Source organism: Pedobacter nutrimenti (assembly GCF_003208655.1).
Taxonomy (GTDB): Bacteria; Bacteroidota; Bacteroidia; order Sphingobacteriales; family Sphingobacteriaceae; genus Pedobacter; species Pedobacter nutrimenti.
In genome coordinates this window covers 542,571-561,434 of record NZ_QKLU01000001.1, presented here as the reverse complement: position 1 = coordinate 561,434, position 18,864 = coordinate 542,571, and the positions used below count along the sequence as shown (strand labels likewise).

General features: G+C 37.2%; 14 protein-coding genes, 1 tRNA gene and 1 other RNA gene. 6 read left to right on the top strand and 10 right to left on the bottom strand.

Features of this window, described 5'->3' with window-relative positions:
- Positions 1–181: 181 nt before the first annotated feature.
- Both B0O44_RS25060 and B0O44_RS02270 read right to left on the bottom strand, forming a co-directional pair.
- The gene (locus tag B0O44_RS25060) at positions 182–766 is read right to left on the bottom strand and encodes a helix-turn-helix domain-containing protein (protein WP_211321289.1); all 585 of its coding nucleotides are present in this window, start codon (positions 764–766) and stop codon (positions 182–184) included.
- Positions 767–1,496: 730 nt separating this feature from the next.
- Complete coding sequence (locus B0O44_RS02270; protein WP_110827070.1) at positions 1,497–2,024, bottom strand: GNAT family N-acetyltransferase; 528 nt, start codon at positions 2,022–2,024, stop codon at positions 1,497–1,499.
- A 419-nt stretch (positions 2,025–2,443) separates the two neighbouring features.
- On the opposite strand from B0O44_RS02270, the gene B0O44_RS02265 reads away from it, so the two are divergent.
- Positions 2,444–2,950 carry a nuclear transport factor 2 family protein gene (locus tag B0O44_RS02265; RefSeq protein ID WP_110827069.1) on the top strand — a complete coding sequence of 169 codons (507 nt, stop codon included), beginning with the start codon at positions 2,444–2,446 and terminating at the stop codon, positions 2,948–2,950.
- A gap of 146 nt (positions 2,951–3,096) precedes the next feature.
- Here the strand turns inward: B0O44_RS02265 and B0O44_RS02260 are convergent.
- Positions 3,097–3,172 (bottom strand) — tRNA-Lys (locus B0O44_RS02260).
- Positions 3,173–3,405: 233 nt separating this feature from the next.
- Here B0O44_RS02260 and B0O44_RS02255 point away from each other — a divergent pair.
- Complete coding sequence (locus B0O44_RS02255; protein ID WP_110827068.1) at positions 3,406–3,903, top strand: D-glycero-alpha-D-manno-heptose-1,7-bisphosphate 7-phosphatase; 498 nt, start codon at positions 3,406–3,408, stop codon at positions 3,901–3,903.
- 59 nt (positions 3,904–3,962) lie between these two features.
- Here B0O44_RS02255 and fsa read toward each other — a convergent pair whose 3' ends face one another.
- Both fsa and ffs read right to left on the bottom strand, forming a co-directional pair.
- Positions 3,963–4,628: a fructose-6-phosphate aldolase gene (gene fsa / locus B0O44_RS02250; protein WP_110827067.1), complete on the bottom strand. Its 666-nt coding sequence runs from the start codon at positions 4,626–4,628 to the stop codon at positions 3,963–3,965.
- A gap of 155 nt (positions 4,629–4,783) precedes the next feature.
- Positions 4,784–4,883, bottom strand: an RNA gene (ffs, locus tag B0O44_RS02245) — signal recognition particle sRNA small type.
- A gap of 420 nt (positions 4,884–5,303) precedes the next feature.
- Here ffs and gltB point away from each other — a divergent pair.
- The 3 genes from gltB (at position 5,304) to B0O44_RS02230 (ending at position 11,955) form a co-directional block, all read left to right on the top strand.
- A complete protein-coding gene (gene gltB, locus B0O44_RS02240) occupies positions 5,304–9,815 on the top strand; it encodes a glutamate synthase large subunit (protein ID WP_110827066.1) in 4,512 nt (1,503 codons plus the stop codon).
- A gap of 2 nt (positions 9,816–9,817) precedes the next feature.
- Positions 9,818–11,284: a glutamate synthase subunit beta gene (locus tag B0O44_RS02235; protein ID WP_110827065.1), complete on the top strand. Its 1,467-nt coding sequence runs from the start codon at positions 9,818–9,820 to the stop codon at positions 11,282–11,284.
- A gap of 104 nt (positions 11,285–11,388) precedes the next feature.
- Entirely contained in the window at positions 11,389–11,955 is a 567-nt protein-coding gene (locus B0O44_RS02230) for a hypothetical protein (RefSeq protein WP_110827064.1), read from the top strand.
- Positions 11,956–12,005: 50 nt separating this feature from the next.
- Here the strand turns inward: B0O44_RS02230 and B0O44_RS02225 are convergent, their stop codons facing one another.
- The 3 genes from B0O44_RS02225 to B0O44_RS02215 all read right to left on the bottom strand — a co-directional run bounded on the left by B0O44_RS02225 (position 12,006) and on the right by B0O44_RS02215 (position 14,423).
- The gene (locus tag B0O44_RS02225) at positions 12,006–12,668 is read right to left on the bottom strand and encodes a YdeI/OmpD-associated family protein (RefSeq protein WP_110827063.1); all 663 of its coding nucleotides are present in this window, start codon (positions 12,666–12,668) and stop codon (positions 12,006–12,008) included.
- Between the two features lie 8 nt (positions 12,669–12,676).
- Entirely contained in the window at positions 12,677–13,207 is a 531-nt protein-coding gene (locus B0O44_RS02220) for an RNA methyltransferase (RefSeq protein ID WP_110827062.1), read from the bottom strand.
- Between the two features lie 64 nt (positions 13,208–13,271).
- Positions 13,272–14,423: a galactokinase gene (locus B0O44_RS02215; RefSeq protein WP_110827061.1), complete on the bottom strand. Its 1,152-nt coding sequence runs from the start codon at positions 14,421–14,423 to the stop codon at positions 13,272–13,274.
- Positions 14,424–14,663: 240 nt separating this feature from the next.
- Between B0O44_RS02215 and B0O44_RS02210 the strand changes: the two genes are divergently transcribed.
- The gene (locus tag B0O44_RS02210; RefSeq protein ID WP_110827060.1) at positions 14,664–15,704 is read left to right on the top strand and encodes an aldose epimerase family protein; all 1,041 of its coding nucleotides are present in this window, start codon (positions 14,664–14,666) and stop codon (positions 15,702–15,704) included.
- A 110-nt stretch (positions 15,705–15,814) separates the two neighbouring features.
- On the opposite strand, the gene B0O44_RS02205 is transcribed toward B0O44_RS02210, so the two are convergent.
- Both B0O44_RS02205 and B0O44_RS02200 read right to left on the bottom strand, forming a co-directional pair.
- Positions 15,815–17,122, bottom strand: coding sequence for a sensor histidine kinase (locus tag B0O44_RS02205; protein ID WP_170123248.1), 1,308 nt, complete (start codon positions 17,120–17,122; stop codon positions 15,815–15,817).
- A 370-nt stretch (positions 17,123–17,492) separates the two neighbouring features.
- Entirely contained in the window at positions 17,493–18,860 is a 1,368-nt protein-coding gene (locus tag B0O44_RS02200; protein WP_110827058.1) for an MATE family efflux transporter, read from the bottom strand.
- Between the last annotated feature and the right edge of the window lie 4 nt (positions 18,861–18,864).

Below are 18,864 nucleotides of genomic sequence, written 5' to 3'. Positions count from 1 at the left end.
CCTTACGTAGATACATGATCTTATTTCAATTTGGCATTAAATAAAAGAATCTGGATTGAACTTAATCCAAAAGTATCAAGTGGGTATCATCTAAAAGTTCAACATTATAGAACCGAACACAATTTTACAGAGCTATTTTTCGGTTAAAAATCAAGCACTTAAAAAAAACAGATCAACGAAATTATAAATCCGAACTTTTTTTCCGAAACTCAGAAGGGGTCTGATGGGTTGATTTTTTAAAAATGGTATTGAACGAAGTCTTTGAGTTAAATCCCGACTCATAAGCAATTCCTAACAGATTGAGCTTATGATTCCGTTCACTCAATAGAAGCTCTTTTGCACGTTGTACCCTATAATTATTAATGAAACTAAAAAAATTTTCATTAAAACCTTTATTGATCAGATAAGATAACTGGTGTGAACTCATCTGCATCAACTGAGCAAGCCTGATCAGATTAAGTTCTCCATCCAGATAAGGTTTTTCTGTATCCATCACCAGTAGCAACCTTTGTCTGGCAATTTCAAATTCCTCATCAGAAATGAGTTTTTTCTTATCCAATTCTGCAGGATCCTCCAGTTCAAAAGCCAAAAGTTCTTTCCTTTGATGCTCATCAATCGGATAAATTTCTTTTTGTCTTAAAGAATAATAAGAAGTCATATATACCATGCCTAAGAATAACATATCCATCCACAAATGCTCATGTTTTTTATAGATAAAAATGTTATAAAGCTCATATCCAACAGTAATGCTTAAAGTGATTAACATAAGTATAATAAACTTAACCAGCCACTGAAGATTAACATGGTCTGTATTTGAAGATATAATCTGAATTCTACTTTGATGATGTTTTATCTTGAAATACAAAATGACGAGGTACAATAGGTTGTGAGAAACATCAATAAACATCGCTACTGTATAATACAGCTTGTTTTCTTTGGAATTAAACAGAAATAAAGCGTAAATAATAGGAATAACTAAACAAAATAAGTTATACCTTTTGTATGTGTAATTTGGATTGATAAAAAAAATCACACTAAAATATAAAAGTATGGGGGTGAAAATCTGTAAGAGATAAATGACATTCTTAAAAGCTTCTCCTGCCTGCAGATCACATAATAAAAGGACGTCTAAAATCCAGTAACCTGACCAAAAAAACAAAAATAAACCAAAATAGAGATTCGCTTTTTTATTTACATTCATTGGATTGACCAACACAATGAAGGACTGGAGCACCAAACTACCATATAATAAAGAAACGATAAACTTCTGTAAATTCTCCGCCAGCATTTAAGATGATTTGAAATTCATAAAAATGCAAAGAAAGATATTAATTTTCAAATACACAGATTTTCTGTTGTGATAATCACATAATAATCTACAGATACAGATTAAAGTATTTTTCTAATTAATAGTAGAGGAACTTAAATAAGTTTATCTTTTAATTGTTTTGTTAGAATATTGCAATCCCTTAGGTAAATAAAAACGAGATTATTGCCTAGCTTTCGGGGTTGACCAGGTCGAGCCAATAATGAGGTTGTGATTGATAATCAAACAAATCTCTTTTTTTAAAACCACATTTTTCTAAGACCTTTTGCGATTGTAAATTATTTTCATCGGCAATTGCATAGATTACGGGCAATTTTAACCTCATAAAAGCATAATCAATCACTGCCAAAGAAGATTCTGTTGCATAACCTTTGCCCCAATATTTTTTCATAAACCTATAGCCAAGGTCATGGTAATTAATATGGCTATTGGTGAGTTCTTTGATCAATTTTAATCCGCCCCAACCCACAAAATTATTTGTATCTTTTTCAATTATGGCCAAACGCCCAATGCCATTCTCAATATATTGTTGCCTGATGAAGGTTATAACTTCTCTAGCCTCTTCAATTTTTGAAATAGGTTTTTTTCCCAAGTACTTATGAACTTCCGGATCAGCATCCAGCTCATACATATTGTGATCGTCATCCTCAAGTATTTCCCGAAAATACAATCTCTTGGTTTCTATAAAAATGCTCATTTAACTGTCCAATTTCTTTGTTATTAATGACTTTTTCAAAGATGCACATTATGCAATAATAATGGTAGATTCATTTTTATTAATTTATTCTCTTTATTTGATAACAAAAAAATTGAAAATTTTCGGGACAAGAATGAGTCTGGTTAGGATGAACAAATACGAATTCAAATTCTTGAAAGGAGTAAACGTTATCTTAGAACAAGATCCTTAATTACGTTTTCATTCCTTGGATAGGAGGAATAAAAGGATAAAGGAGGAGTGTTCATATATATGCATTTTGTGTACGATAACGAACGAATTATATATGCAATGAAGATTGAATTAGCTTCAGGTTGGAGCCTGGAACTCATTTCTACTCATGGCACAGACTTTGGAATTAATAATTCACTGACATTATCGTCGGCCCTTTTAATTTAAGCATGAAAACTATCAACTTTAATTTTTCAATTATGGCATTTTTGCTAGTCATTTGTTTTTTACCTGTAAATGCAAAATGCCAGGAAAGTCCACAATCTGTTAATTCTAACGAACTTTACAATAAGATCGCCCATCTCGACAGTGCTTTATTTGATGCATTTAACAATCGTAAACTCGAAACATTAAAAGAATTATTCTCTGAAGATTTGGAATTCTTTCACGATCAGGGTGGTTTGACAAACTATATGCAGAATATAGGATCTTTTGAAGAAGCCTTTAAGAAAGATAGAAAAGTTAGAAGAGAACTTGTAGCGGGCAGTTTAGAAATCAGTCCTATAAAAGGGTATGGAGCAGTAGAAACAGGTATACATCGTTTTTATGCCACAGAAAAAGGCAAAAAAGAACAGTTAAGTAGTGAGGCTAAGTTTGCAATGATTTGGAGAGAAATAAACGGAATATGGAAAATGACTCGGGTTATCAGTTATGCTCATCATGAGTATTTAAAATAAAAAAGTCTTTCGGAGAACCCATTGGATTTTTCGCTCACTCTTACCCAAACTCAGCCTGCTCAAGAACCAGTTTCGAAACTGGCCGACCCTTCTGTTCGAATCCGTTTTATTGTAAACAAGAAAGCCTCAGAGAAATCTGAGGCTTTTGGTGATCCCGCTGGGATTCGAACCCAGGACCACTACATTAAAAGTGTAATGCTCTACCAGCTGAGCTACGGAATCATTGTTCTGTTTGAACTTTTACTCTAAGCGTTTCCGTTTAAAGTGGTGCAAATATAGAACTATTGAATATATCCTGCAACATATTTTGGTACAAATCAGTTAGAGCATTGATTTTAAGGAAGATTAAATGTATCCAACTATATATTCAAGGTTAGGAATTGATTAAATTTCTAATTTTATTCTTTCCAACTCCATTAAATGATTATCCTATCTTTGCGAAAAACATTAAATAAATGAAGAATAAAGCCATTTTTTTAGATCGAGATGGGGTATTGAACCATGAAAGAAATGATTACATCTGTCGACTTGAGGACTTCGAAGTTCTCGAGTATCAGATTCCGGTACTAAAAAAATTCTATGACGAAGGTTATTTACTGGTTATCATTACAAATCAAGGGGGGATTGCTTTAGGTAGGTATACAGAAGAGACACTTTCTGAAATGCACAAATTGCTTTTCCAAAAATTTGAACAACAAGGAGCAAAGATCAGCCATGCCTATTATTGTCCACATCATCCTTCGGTAACAGGAGAATGCCCATGCCGAAAACCTAAATCAGGAATGTTACTGACTGCAATTCAAACTTATAACATAGATCCGGCTTTGTCCGTAATGATTGGAGATAAGCTAAGAGATGTAGAAGCTGCAAATGGGGCAGGAGTGAAGGGTATTCTTATTAAACCAGATGAGAAAATCAGTTATGATAAAATAAAAGAAGTGCTAAGCACTTAAAAAAAACCGGGAATGCCAATATCAACATTCCCGGATCCAATACGATATATTACGTGAACTTATTTTGCAGCTTTAGCAGCTTTATCATGATCTGCCAGGAATTGCGCCAGACCACTGTCAGTTAAAGGGTGTTTCAACAATGCAGTAATAGCACTTAAAGGGGCAGTAATAACGTCAGCCCCTAATTTTGCACAGTTCACTATGTGTAAAGGACCACGTATAGAAGCAGCAAGAATTTCAGTCTCATATTGATAGTTGTCAAAAATCAATCGGATGTCTTCAATTAGCTGTAACCCATCTGTGGAGATATCATCCAGACGGCCCAGGAAAGGCGAAACATAACTTGCGCCGGCCTTTGCAGCTAAAAGAGCTTGACCAGGAGAAAAGATCAGGGTACAGTTTGTACGGATGCCCTTTGAGGAAAGATATTTGATTGCTTTAACACCATCCTTAATCATAGGAATTTTTACTACGATTTTAGAATCTATTTTTGCCAAAGCTTCTCCTTCTTTGATCATCTCCTCATAGGTTGTGGAAATCACCTCTGCACTAACGTTGTTATCCACAATGCCACAAATCGCTTTATAATGTTTGATCACATTGTCGTCACCAGTAATACCTTCTTTGGCCATTAAACTTGGATTGGTGGTTACACCATCTAAAACTCCGAGGTCCTGAGCTTCTTTAATCTGATCAAGATTAGCTGTATCAATGAAAAACTTCATAATATTTAAAATTAACAAATGTTTAAATGAATTCGAAAGAACAATTATGGGAGCTAAATTAGCAATTAAATTCCTTTGACAAGTATTAAACATGTCAGGAATAATTCAGTTTTAAAAATTAAGGGAATTTAATTTTTACCTATAGAAAAGTAAAAAATGGGCAAGCACCTTTTATCGCACCGCTACAACCTTCTACCCTTGCTCCGTTCCCGTCCTGGGGGAGTTCAAAGGGAGCTGATCGTAAAAGACTTGCCCGGCACAAAAGTAGCAAAAGCGATCATTCTACAAAAACAAATTTGATAAAAAAATACGTTTTCTGAATGATTAAGACCTAATAGGCTGAATTGTAGAAGCTTGTAGTGTGAAATAAATATTAAGAAAATAGCATGGTTAAATTAAATTACTGATGCTATAAGGCTAATCATGTAAAAGTTCCTTGAAATGGCAAATTCAAATTAGTTCTCTAGCAATGGAATGAACAACTCTTATCTCTTATTAAAAAACATTACAAATAATCGCGTTGTAAATATGTTAAGTGATATCGATTTCGATTATCATTTTATCAATTTAAAAGCTTTAAAAAAGTAAAATAATTCAATATTTAGAAAAATGCATGCAAAAATGGCAATTAAAATATGAATTCATTATCTTAGTGTCTCAAACACACTTAGCCTTATGGACCACACAGAAGACAATCAGGGATTATATGACCAGCGTTTTGAACACGATGCATGCGGTATCGGGTTTGTTGCTCACGTAAAAGGAAGGAAGTCCCAGCAAATTATTTCCGATGCCATTACCATACTTGAAAAATTAGATCACAGAGGAGCATGCGGTGCAGAAATTAACACCGGTGATGGTGCTGGGATTATGATCCAGATCCCCCACGAGTTTTTATATGATGAATGTTTGAAGATTGGCTTTAGTCTTAATCAGAGTGGTGATTATGGCGTAGGAATGCTGTTTCTTCCAAAAGATATTAAAGCGAGGGAAGAATGCCGGGAAGTGATTTATCGTGCAGCAGAGAAACTGGGCTTGGAAGTACTTGGCTTTAGGAAGGTTCAAACTAATTCCCATGATATAGGGGATATGGCTTTATCAGTGGAACCAGAAATGGAACAGCTGTTTATTGCCAGGCCTTATGCCGTTGCGGCCGGTGCTGATTTCGAACGTAAACTATATGTATTTAAAAATTATCTGACCAAAACAATAACAAATACCGTAAATGGAATTAAGTCCGATTTTTATATCGCTTCTTTCTCTTCACGAACTATTGTATATAAAGGCCAGCTGACCTCTATGCAAGTTAGGTCTTATTTCACTGAACTTAGCGACAAAAGGGTTGTCTCTGCGTTTGGATTGGTACATTCCCGGTTTGCAACCAATACTTTTCCTTCCTGGAAGCTGGCGCAACCTTTTCGCTATATAGCACACAATGGCGAAATCAATACGCTTCAGGGCAATCTTAACTGGTTCAGAGCCAGTGTTAAATCATTTGCTTCCAGCTATTTCACCCCTGAAGAACTAAATATTTTACTTCCGGTCATAGATGAGAGCCAGTCGGACTCTGGTTGTTTGGATAACATCGTTGAACTATTATTGCATGCGGGAAGGTCTCTTCCTCATGTGTTAATGATGCTGATTCCAGAGGCCTGGGACGGGAATGAAGATATGGATGAACTCAAGCAGGCATTTTACAAATTTCACGCCACTTTAATGGAGCCTTGGGACGGTCCGGCCGCGATTGCCTTTACGGATGGCAATCTGATTGGTGCCACATTGGACAGAAATGGGTTGCGCCCGTCCAGATATGCGATTACGGAGGATGACCGGGTAATCATGGCCTCTGAGGCTGGTGTTCTGGAATTAGAACAGAGTAAAATTATTGAAAAAGGTCGTTTGACTCCTGGAAAAATGTTTGTTGTTGATATGGAACAAGGCCGGATAATCAGTGATGAAGAAATTAAAAAACAGGTATGCGGAAGAAGACCTTATGCGGACTGGCTTAATCAATACCAGATCAGACTTGAAGAGCTTTCAGATCCAAGGGTAGTATTTAGTAACCTTTCTGAAGAATCTATATTCAAATATCAACAAGTATTTGGTTACAGCAGAGAAGATATTGATTTGCTCATCAAACCGATGGCGCTGGAAGGAAAAGAAGCAATTGGCTCTATGGGAACAGATATCCCACTGGCAGTTTTGTCTCAGAAACCGCAGCATCTGTCTTCTTATTTTAAACAGCTTTTTGCTCAGGTAACCAATCCACCTATTGATCCTATTCGTGAAAAGGTGGTCATGAGTCTTGCAGGTTTTATGGGTAATAATGGCAATTTGCTAGAAGAACATGCAATGCAATGCCACTGTGTGGGCATTAAACACCCAATCCTGAATAACATTGAACTTGAAAAATTGAGAAGTATAGATACAGGAGTTTTTCAGGCAAAAACCTTACAAACCTATTTTAGGGCATCTGGCAAACCAGGTGCAATGGCTAAAGCACTCGACCGCCTTTGCCGTTATGCAGTAGACGCTGTAGAAGATGGTTTCCAGGTCATTGTACTTTCAGATCGGGCAGTAGATTCCGAACATGCTGCAATTCCTTCTCTTCTTGCTGTTTCCGCTGTACATCACCACCTGATCCGCAAAGGCCATCGGGGGGCAGTAGGTATCGTGGTAGAAGCAGGTGACGTCTGGGAAGTGCATCATTTTGCCTGCCTAATAGGTTTTGGCGCAACTGCAGTTAATCCCTACCTCGCGTTGGAAACCATTAAAGGTTTTGAAAGCGAAAGTGGCATTAAAACAGAGAAACTGATTCAGAACTACATTTATGCTGTAAACAATGGTTTACTAAAGATCTTCTCAAAAATGGGTATTTCCACTCTGCAATCTTATCATGGGGCACAGATATTTGAGATCCTTGGGATACATAAAGATGTAGTTGACACTTATTTTGCAGGTGCTGTATCTAGAATTGGTGGATTAGGTCTGGATGAGATTGCGAACGAAGCCTTGATCAAACACAGTCGCGTATTTGGAAAAGCCAATAGACCAGACCCAATACTTCCAACCGGAGGAAATTACAAATGGAGACGCAAGGGTGAGCAACATTTATTTAACCCTCAAACTATTCACCTGCTCCAGAATTCAACCCGAAAAAAAGATTATAGTATATATAAACAATATTCCAACCTGGTTAATGAACAAACGAAACAAGCCTATACCATAAGAGGCTTATTTGAATTCAAATACAATCGCCCAGCAGTACCTTTAAATGAAGTTGAACCAATTGAGAATATTTTAAAACGCTTCGCAACTGGAGCAATGTCTTTCGGTTCTATTTCCCATGAAGCACATTCAACTTTGGCTATAGCGATGAACCGAATTGGTGGTAAAAGCAATACAGGTGAAGGGGGTGAAGATGAGTTGAGATACGAAATTCTTCCGAATGGGGATTCTATGCGTTCTTCCATTAAACAGATTGCCTCGGCCCGCTTTGGAGTAACCAGTTATTACTTGACCAATGCTGACGAATTACAGATCAAAATGGCACAGGGGGCAAAACCCGGTGAAGGTGGTCAATTGCCTGGTCATAAAGTAGACGATTGGATTGCCAGGGTACGTCATGCAACACCAGGGGTAGGCTTAATCTCTCCACCTCCACACCATGACATTTATTCTATAGAAGATCTCGCCCAGCTGATTTTCGATTTAAAAAATGCAAACAGAAATGCCAGAATTAACGTAAAGCTTGTTTCGAAAGCAGGGGTAGGCACTATTGCTGCAGGTGTTGCCAAAGCTCATGCGGATGTTATTCTGGTTTCTGGATTTGATGGAGGGACTGGAGCTTCACCACTAACATCTATACAACACGCTGGCCTTCCGTGGGAATTAGGACTAGCCGAAGTGCACCAGACTTTAGTTAAAAACCGTCTGCGTAGCAGGGTTGTTCTTCAAACAGATGGTCAGCTCAAAACAGCAAAAGATATTGCTATTGCAACCTTACTTGGTGCTGAAGAATGGGGTGTAGCCACAGCAGCCTTAGTGACCTCAGGTTGTATTATGATGCGTAAATGTCATTTAAACACTTGTCCTGTTGGTGTGGCAACACAAGATCCCGAATTGAGAAAATTATTCACTGGCGAAGCGGACCATGTTGTGAACTTGTTTTATTTCCTTGCCGAAGAATTAAGGGAAATTATGGCTGAATTGGGCTTCCGGACAGTTAATGAAATGGTTGGACAAGCAGATGTCTTAAGTGTAAGGCAGATTGATGAGAAAGATTGGAAATTAAAAGATCTTGATCTTTCGGCAATCCTTTATAAAAGCCAGGACAATGATTTAAGTTTGTATAACACAGAGCAGCAGGATCATGGCCTTACGGAAGTCCTTGATCTTCAGCTCATCCAGGCAGCCAAACCAGCACTAGAAAGCAAAGAACCTATTTTCAGGGAATTCGAAGTTAAAAATACGGACCGGGCAATTGGTACAATGCTATCAAATGAAGTCTCAAAAATCTATAAAGGTCAAGGCCTCCCTGTAGACACCATTAACTTTAAGTTTAAAGGTTCAGCAGGACAAAGTTTTGGTGCATTTGCTGCAAAAGGAATCTCCCTTCAATTAGAAGGTGAGGCCAATGATTACGTAGGCAAGGGGCTTTCTGGAGCAAGATTATCTATTTATCCCTTTTCTGCAATTAATTACGTCGCTGAACAAAATATCATTATAGGAAACGTGGCCTTATACGGAGCAACTTCAGGCGAATTGTATGCAAGAGGACAAGCTGGAGAGAGGTTTGCTGTTAGAAATTCAGGGGCAACTGCTGTTATAGAGGGACTGGGAGATCATGGATGTGAATATATGACCGGTGGTGAAGTGCTGGTTCTAGGAGAAACAGGGAGTAACTTCGCCGCCGGAATGAGCGGAGGTATTGCCTGGATCTATGACACTAAAGGAACTTTTCCTGGTAAATGTAATAAAGAAATGGTCGACCTTGATCCTTTAACCGAGCAGGATGAATTGCGTATCAATGTTTTATTAAAAAAACACATTAATCTTACAGGCAGTAAACTGGCTCAATTCATCTTGAATGATTGGGCAACACAGTCTGCGCATTTTATTAAAGTATTTCCTAAAGAATACAAAGCGGTATTAATGAAAAAAAATTCTAAAATAAAAATATCTTAATCATGGGAAAAGTAACTGGATTTTTAGAGTATGAAAGAACTGCTCCTGTCAAACAAGACGCTAAAGAACGTTTAAAACATTATAATGAATTTGTAAAAGCCTATCAGTCAGAACAGGTCAATAAAGAAGCTGCACGCTGTATGGACTGTGGTGTTCCATTCTGCCAATCTGGTTGTCCGTTAGGCAATGTAATTCCAGAATTTAATGATGCAGTATATCAGGGAAACTGGGAACTTGCGACCTCCATATTACTAAGCACCAACAACTTTCCTGAGTTCACCGGAAGAATTTGTCCGGCGCCATGTGAATCTGCATGTGTCCTTGGGATCAATAAATCACCGGTATCTATAGAAGAAATCGAAAAACATATTATTGAAATGGCTTTTGCCAAAGGTTATATTAAAGCAGAACAACCACTGATCAGAACAGGTAAAAAAGTAGCGGTTATAGGCTCTGGTCCGGCAGGGCTTGCCGCCGCGGCTCAGCTCAACAGAGCTGGACACGAAGTAACTGTATATGAACGTGACGACAGCCCAGGAGGATTGTTGAACTACGGAATTCCCGATTTTAAGCTTCAAAAAGATGTAGTAACCCGTCGAATACAACTATTGGAAAAAGAAGGTATTGTCTTCAAATGCAATTCAAATGTTGGAGTTAATGTAGAATTAAATACTTTATTGAGAGATTTCCAGTCCATTGTATTGGCAGGTGGCTCCACCATTCCTAGAGACTTAAACATTCCCGGACGGAATGCAAAAGGAGTTCATTTTGCAATGGATTTCCTAAAACAACAAAACAAAAGGGTTAAAAATTTCAGTATTGAACAAGAAGCTATTCTTGCGTCGGGAAAAGATGTAATTGTAATTGGAGGAGGCGACACAGGTTCTGATTGTATAGGCACTTCCAACAGGCAGGGAGCCAAATCTGTAACCCAATTTGAAATTATGCCTATGCCCTCTGCTCATCGTACTGTAAATATGCCCTGGCCAACTTATCCAATGCTACTTAAAGTGACCTCTTCACATGAAGAAGGTTGTACAAGAGGCTGGGCAGTGAATTCAAAAGAATTTATTAAAGATGAAAAAGGTGATTTAAAAGCTTTAAAAATTGTGGATGTTGAATGGCAGATAGATGCAAGTGGGCGACCATTAAGTTTTGCAGAAATTGAAGGAACTGAAAGAGAACTTCCTTGTCAGTTGATCCTGCTGGCCATGGGATTTCTACATCCGCAGAAAGAAGGCATGCTGGAAAAACTTGGAGTGGAACTGGACGTGAGAGGCAATGTAAAGGCTGAAGAAGGAAAATATCAAACCAATATTGCAAAAATATTCACTGCAGGAGATATGAGAAGAGGACAATCATTGGTGGTTTGGGCCATATCCGAGGGAAGAGAGGCTGCCCGAAAGGTAGATGAATACCTGATGGGTTACAGTAAACTACCCAGTAAGGACGGTATTCCTTTTGCATAATCAATACCTTCTCCGTTAAATTATGTTAAAAATTTAAGTATCCTTGGTTTTGGTAGGGAATTTGAAGCGGCTTTGTTAATAATTAATCTTTAATACTTAAGGTCATGAAAAGAATAATTTTAAGCACAGCAATACTGATCCTATTGGTATTCAGCATCCCTACCAAAGCGCAAGTGAGTGTCAATATTAATATCGGGTCCCAGCCACTTTGGGGACTGGCTGGATATGATCATGTTGATTATTATTACATTCCTGCCATTGATGCCTATTATGATGTTTCGACAGGACAATACATCTTTCTAAGTAATGGACGGTGGATTTTTAACAGAAATTTGCCTCCGGCTTATTCCAATTTTAATTTATACAATGCTTACAAAGTGGTGGTGAACCAGCCGAAACCTTATCTGCATCATAACATATATGTTTCCAAATATGGAAAATACAAAAACTGGTCGGGTAAACAAAGCCTAATCAGAGATAGCCGGGACAACAGGTATTCCGTTGTTAAGGGCCATCCACTTTATAGAGGTGGCAGACCAAACCAGCCTTCTAGGAGCGACAGGGAACAGTTAAGGCCAGGCAACGACCGGAGCAACAGACCTAATGACAATAGAGGAAATCGTACAGAAAGGGGTCGTCAGGATGAAGGCAACAGACCAGGTAGAAACTAATTATAATATGAACCACAAAAGAACAGTTTAGGCTGTTCTTTTGTGGTAAACTATTTGTCAGCGGGATTTTTCTTTTTTAAAGCCAGCAATTCCATCATTTTTTCGATTCTTGAAATTCTTGTTTTATCCTGCTTTGCACTAAGGATCCATAAAATGTATTCTTTTTTATTACTCCAAGAGAGTTGTTCAAAAAATTCATATGCGATAGGATGATCCCCTAATGTATTTTTCAGATCTTCAGGCAATCTAATCCGTTTATTTTCTACATCAATAAATTCTCCGTAAGCATTGTTTTTTATGCTTTCATTTGCTAAACCTGTACTTTTAACCTGATCCTTAGGCTTTAAGCGAATACCGGTCCAGACCTCATTAATCGATGCAGAAGCACAGGGTGTTAAATTAAATTCTTCTGCTTCTTCCCAGGATGCCATCATACTAAGATCTGTCTGGATACCCGAGGTTTTTTTAGGATAAGCAACCCATATAATTGTTGAGGGCCTTATGGAGTCCTTTAAGGCTGTCAAACGATCTACAAGTTCATTTTTACTTTTTACAAAGGAAATTACAACATCATAAGGATGATCCAAACTGAATACCTTTTTGATGTTATCTGATAGTTCATACAATATAGAAGCTGAATTTTCAGGCAAATGATCCAATAACACAGTCATTTCTGGTTTGATCAATAGTTTTTTTAAAACTGGATGCTCCATAATTAAGGTTACAATTTTAATTTGGCAAAGAAATCCCAGAGTACAATCCCAGCTGAGATTACAATATTAAAAGAGTGTTTTGTTCCAAACTGAGGGATTTCAATGCATTGATCAATAACTTCCATCACTTTATCACTTACCCCTTCGACTTCATTTCCGAAAATCAATGCATACTTTTCCATATTTACTGGCTGAAATGTATTGAGCATAATGCTATTACTGGCCTGCTCTACAGCAATGATTTTATATCCCAGATCTCTAAGGCTTTTTACTGCATCAAGGGTATCACCAAAATGTATCCAATCGATAGATTGTGTCGCTCCCAAAGCCGTTTTTTCTATTTCACGATGAGGAGGCTGCGCTGTAATACCGCAAAGAACTATTTTTTCTATTGAAAAGCCATCACCTGTCCTAAATACAGAACCTACATTATGCATACTCCTGACGTTATCAAGAACTACTACTACCGGTAATTTGTCTTGTTCTTTGAAAGCCTCTATGCTAACCCTATTCAAATCGTCTAATTTCAACTTCTTCATCTAACATTTTTTTATTTCTATCTGGCCTTTTTCCAGCTAGACAACATTTGGGGCAAAAGTAAAACTAAATTGCAGATGCACCATGCCCGATTTCACTTAAGTAAACTGTCGGAGAATAACCAATTTTAGAGATATAGAAATCATTTAGTTTTATTGCAAAATCTTCTTCTGTTCCTTTCTGAACCAATGCAATGGCACAACCTCCAAAACCTGCCCCAGTCATTCTTGCACCAACAACCCCAGGGTATTGACTACAGAAGTCAACAACAGTATCCAACTCGATTCCTGTAACTTCATAGAAATCTTTTAATGATTGATGAGAAGCAAACATCAAACGACCAAATTCAGCCAGATTGTTCTCACTGAGTGCTTTGGCCGCTAAATGTACACGATCATTTTCTTTGATCACATGAATTGCCCTTTTTAGAATTGTTTCATTTTCTATTAAATGGCTATGCAAGGCAAATTTCTCGGCATTCAACTCACACAGATGATTAACTTTGATTTCTTTATTTAAATCTTCCAGCGCTCTTTTACATTCTTCAACTCTTTCATTATATTTTGATTCTGCAAGTTTTCTGGGTTTATTGGTATTGATTATCGCTAATAAATAATCACCAAGATTACAGTTTACCAGTTTATAATCCAGACTGTCACAATTCAAAACAATTGCCTTATTTCTTTCACCAAAAGCAACAGCAAATTGATCCATAATCCCGCAATTAACTCCCATAAATTCATTTTCCACTTTTTGGGAAAGCAGTACCAGTTCAAGTTTATCATAATCAAAATTAAAAAGATCATTCAAGGCATAGGCAGTAACCACTTCTATAGACGCAGAAGAAGAGAGGCCTGATCCTATAGGAATATTTCCAAAATACATTAGATCTAATCCATAATTTATTCTTTTTTCTTTTAATATTTCATTAAAAACGCCCAATGGATAATTGTACCACTCTCCACCAGTTTTAGCATAGCCTGATTGCAGGGCAACCGTATACTCTTCTTCAAAATTCCCGCTTTTAAATCTAAGTTCCCCATTCCGATTCGGGGCGACCAATAACCAAGTTCCCATTGTCACCGCGCATGGCATGACTAGTCCGCCATTGTAATCGATATGTTCTCCAATAAGATTCACCCGTCCCGGGCTAAAATAAATTTTTTCAGGATGTTGATTGTAATGTTCAAAGAATTTATGTTCCAGATCAGATTTCATTTATATATATAGCTTTGTTTTGTCCTATCTATTCTTGCTCTCTTGTCAAAATACATTACTTAATTTGAATTAAGTTCTTGCTTTTGGTAAAGTATTAATTAGTATTGTTAATTTTAAGAAAGCCTAATATAGCAATATGAATCCAATAGGTTTAAAATAATCATCAAATACACTAAAGCATGATTGTTTTCTATAAAGTAAGGAAATAAGTGACTATAAAGAGCAGCAAATTAGATACAAATGAAAGCAAACCTGATAAAAACCGGACACATTATCGACGGAAAGGAAATCTTCGCCGTTGAATTAATTAACAAAAAGGGAACCTATGTGAAAATTTATAATTACGGTGCCATCCTAAGCCATTTTATAGTCACCAATGCCAAAGGAGAAAAACAAGACATTGTACTGGGTTTTGATGATTTTTCAGGTTACATTAATCCTGATTACACCGGCTCAGATTATCCTTATCTTGGTGCGGTTATAGGTCGTTACGCCAATCGGATTAAGAGCGGTAGATTTAGCATTAAGGAAAAAATCTATCAACTGTCACAAGCTAAAGGTGGAGACTGTCTACATGGCGGGGATATTGGATTCGATAAAAAGGTATGGGACATTCTACCAACAGTAGACCCTAGCCTCACCCTACAGTACATCAGTAAAGCGGGAGAAGAGGGGTTTCCGGGTAATTTAACCATTCAACTCACTTTTAAACTAACCGAAGAAAATGAGCTTATCCTTGATTATAAAGCAGAAACCGATGAATCTACAGCGGTGAATCTAACTCATCACAGTTATTTTAATCTTTCTCCTGATTTAGGAACTGTGGCAAGACATCTCCACCGAATGCCTGCAAGTTTTTATTTGGAACAAGATCAAAATTATGTGGTTACCGGTAAACTTATTCCCGTAGAAAATACAAAATATGATTTCCTAGGTTCAAAACCAATTGGAAGAGATTGGAATGAGCAGGAGGGTTATGACCAAAGCTTTGTGCTCGATAAGAACTACGGAGAATTTACTCTTGCTTCTGAAACTACAGAAGAAAGCAGCGGTTTAAAGTTATCCATTTACACCACGGAACCTGTGGCCCACTTTTACACCTCTAAATACCTATCTGTTAAAAACGGAAAGGGAAATCGGGATTATCATTCATCAGAGGGCTTTTGTATCGAAACACAGCATCATCCAAATGCAATAAATATCCCAGAATTTCCTTCAACAATTCTATATCCTGGAGAGACCTATTTTCAAACTACAATTTACAAAGTAGAGCATAAATAATGGCGTAAAACTAATGTAAATCCATTTTTAATTGGAAATGGGTTTACATTGGAATTTTCACAAAGCAAGTATCTATTTAGAAAATACATCCGAAATAATTCAGCCCAAAATTAGAGGTTAGAAATAGATATGTTTTGTGCTTTCTTTGAATGCTTGCCTTCTGCAGAAATCTGACCGGGAACAGGAAGTTTGATCATAAAAATGGTTCCTTCTCCTTGTTTACTCTTAACTTCTATGGTACCCCCATGCTTTTGCACAAAGTCATGACATAGAATTAAACCCAACCCTGTACCTGTTTCATTATTTGTGCCCGGAAACAGTACTTTACGATCTATTTTAAATAATCCATTTAAAGTCTCCTGGGTCATGCCAACACCATGGTCACATACCGAAATTTTCACAAAACTTGTTTTATCTTTTTGATCGTAGTAATACTCAGAACCAATTTCAACTTCTCCAAAATTTGGGGTGAACTTAATTGCATTTGAGATCAGGTTACGAAAAATAGTATTAATCATATCTACATCCGCAAGAATATGTACCCCTTTGTCAACAGTATTGAAAACTTGAATATCTTTCTGGGCAGCAACAATTTGTAAAAAAGATTTACTGTTTTGAATCACCTCATAGAGGTTTACCTCTACAGGATTAAAATTTATACTTCCTGTTTGATTTCTGGACCAAAGTAATACATTTTCCAATAGTTTAGCTGTCGTATCGAGACTGGATTGTAACAACCTGTACATCCTTTTTCTTTCACTTTCATCTGTTTCAAAAAAACCTTCTTCTAAAAGATCTGTTAAAGCCAAAGTGGAAGAAATTGGACCTCTTAGGTCATGAGCAAGAATAGCAAAAAACTTATCTTTACTGGAATTGGCCCTGGAAAGCTCTTCTGAAGAGAGCAGTAAATCGGAATAATTATTTTCTAGTGCTTTGTTTTGCTCTTGAATTTTTCGATTCTGACGAAACCTGATCATATGATTACGCCATTGCATGAGGGATAAGCCAAAGCAAATCACCACAGCACAAAAGCCATTGGCAATGTTGAATATCCTTATTTTATGGTCTGTCTGAGCATATAAAATCCCGGCATAAAACAACAAAAATATAAGACTCAGATAGAGCAACAATCGCCATGGCCTAATCAACAAGCATAAAGAACAGGCTGCACAAGCCAATACAAACTCAATAATAGAGGAAGTAACGGATTGCTCAAGAACACTAGAAAGAACACCCCATATTGCAATGACCATAAAAACAACATCAGGCAAGATGCCCCCAATAAAATCTTTATGTTCTTTCTTTTTATACTTAAAATAGGTTAAAAAAAATAAGACCAGAATAATTGTTCCAGCGATCAGATCAATCGAAATTACCTGTCGAGTCCACTCTATAGTAGCGGAATTTTCCGATTCCATATTTAAATAATAAAAAAGGAAAAGGATTACTGAAAGAGGAAAACAAGCACCCGTCAGGACCATTGACCTTGTTAGGTTAGCCTGTCTGACTTCATACTGAATAATTAGATTGTTAAGAGTTGAAGCTTTCAATCTTTCCCGGAGCTTATTGATTACCTTTATCATTTAAAATGCCAGAAGCAGATTTATCTTTGTTTTTTAGTTTGGTTTCTAACAAAACAGAAACATACTCTGACTAAAATAATAAAATCAGCATAATAAACGAACAAGTGCTTAATTTTATTTTATACTTCGTCAATAAATTACCGTAATCACTACAGATTTACTGGGAATAAAACGGGTCATTATTTAAATAAATAATAAAATGGCTCTAGACAACAGCTGTAACATGTAGATTCTTTGTTTTTTTCTGAAATCGCAAAAACAACAATAATGAGGCTGTTAATAATCCAAAGGTCAAACCATACCAAATTCCATTAACCCCAAAGCCCAATTCGATTCCTAGAAAATAGCCTAAAGGAATTCCAATAATCCAATAGGCGATAAAGGTAATCAACGTGGGTATATTAACATCTCCAAGCCCCCTTAACACGCCTAAGCCTACCACTTGCGTGCCATCAAATAACTGGAAAAAGCCTGCTATCACCAATAACTGGGCAGCAATTGAAATGACAGCTGTATCTTCTGTATAAATAAAAGGAAGCAATTGATTGGCCCCCACAAATAACAAAGCCGTTAAACTCATAAAGCCAATTACAATATGGTAGCTGGCAATTGCAGAATGACGAAGATCAAACAGGTTATTCTTACCCAGATTATTTCCGGTTTTTATAGTGGCTGCAGAAGCAATTCCGGCAGCCAACATATAAGTAATCGCAGATAGATTGATAGCAATCTGATGAGCTGCCTGTTCAACAGCACCAATAGTTCCAATTAAAATTGCGGCCCCGCTGAATGCACTAATCTCAAAGGAGTATTGCAGCGCCACAGGGGCACCTATCTTAGCAATCCGAAGACTGGAAATTTTATTTAAGAATTTTAATTTAAACCCCTTTAAATAAATCTTGAAGTGTTTAGAGCGACTGATGTAAATAAACATCACCACAGCCATTAAAATCCGGTCAATTAGCGTGCTTAGGCCTACACCTTTAACACCCATCGGAGCAATGCCAAACATGCCTTTTACAAAAATTACCCCGAAGATAATATTGATCACATTACCCCAGATAGAAACATACATCGCTTGCTTGGTGAAACCAAGACCTTCGGCAAATTGCTTAAAGGTTTGGAAAATCATCAAAGGAATGATAGACACGGCCAAATACCCCAGATACGGTTTTGCATAAGCTACCACTTCCGGAGATTGTCCCAAATGATCGATAACAAGCAAAGTACCAAAATGGACAAGACAGTATAAAAATAGTCCTGTGAGGAAATTAATAACCAGGCTATTTGATAAAAGCCTCCCACATTCCTCATAATTTTTCCGGCCATTTTCTTGTGCAATCAAAGGGGTAAGGCCATAAGATATCCCCAGTCCCAACACCAGGATCAGCATAAAAAGACTATTAACAAGAGAAACCGCCGCAAGTTGAATAGTACCCGCAAAATGTCCCACAATCACACTGTCTGCCATGTGAACCAATGTATGTCCTAACTGGGATACCACAATAGGCATCGCCAGCTTAAGATTATCGGAATAATAAGGCTTGTATTTATCGTAAAACAGACTGGGCATAGGG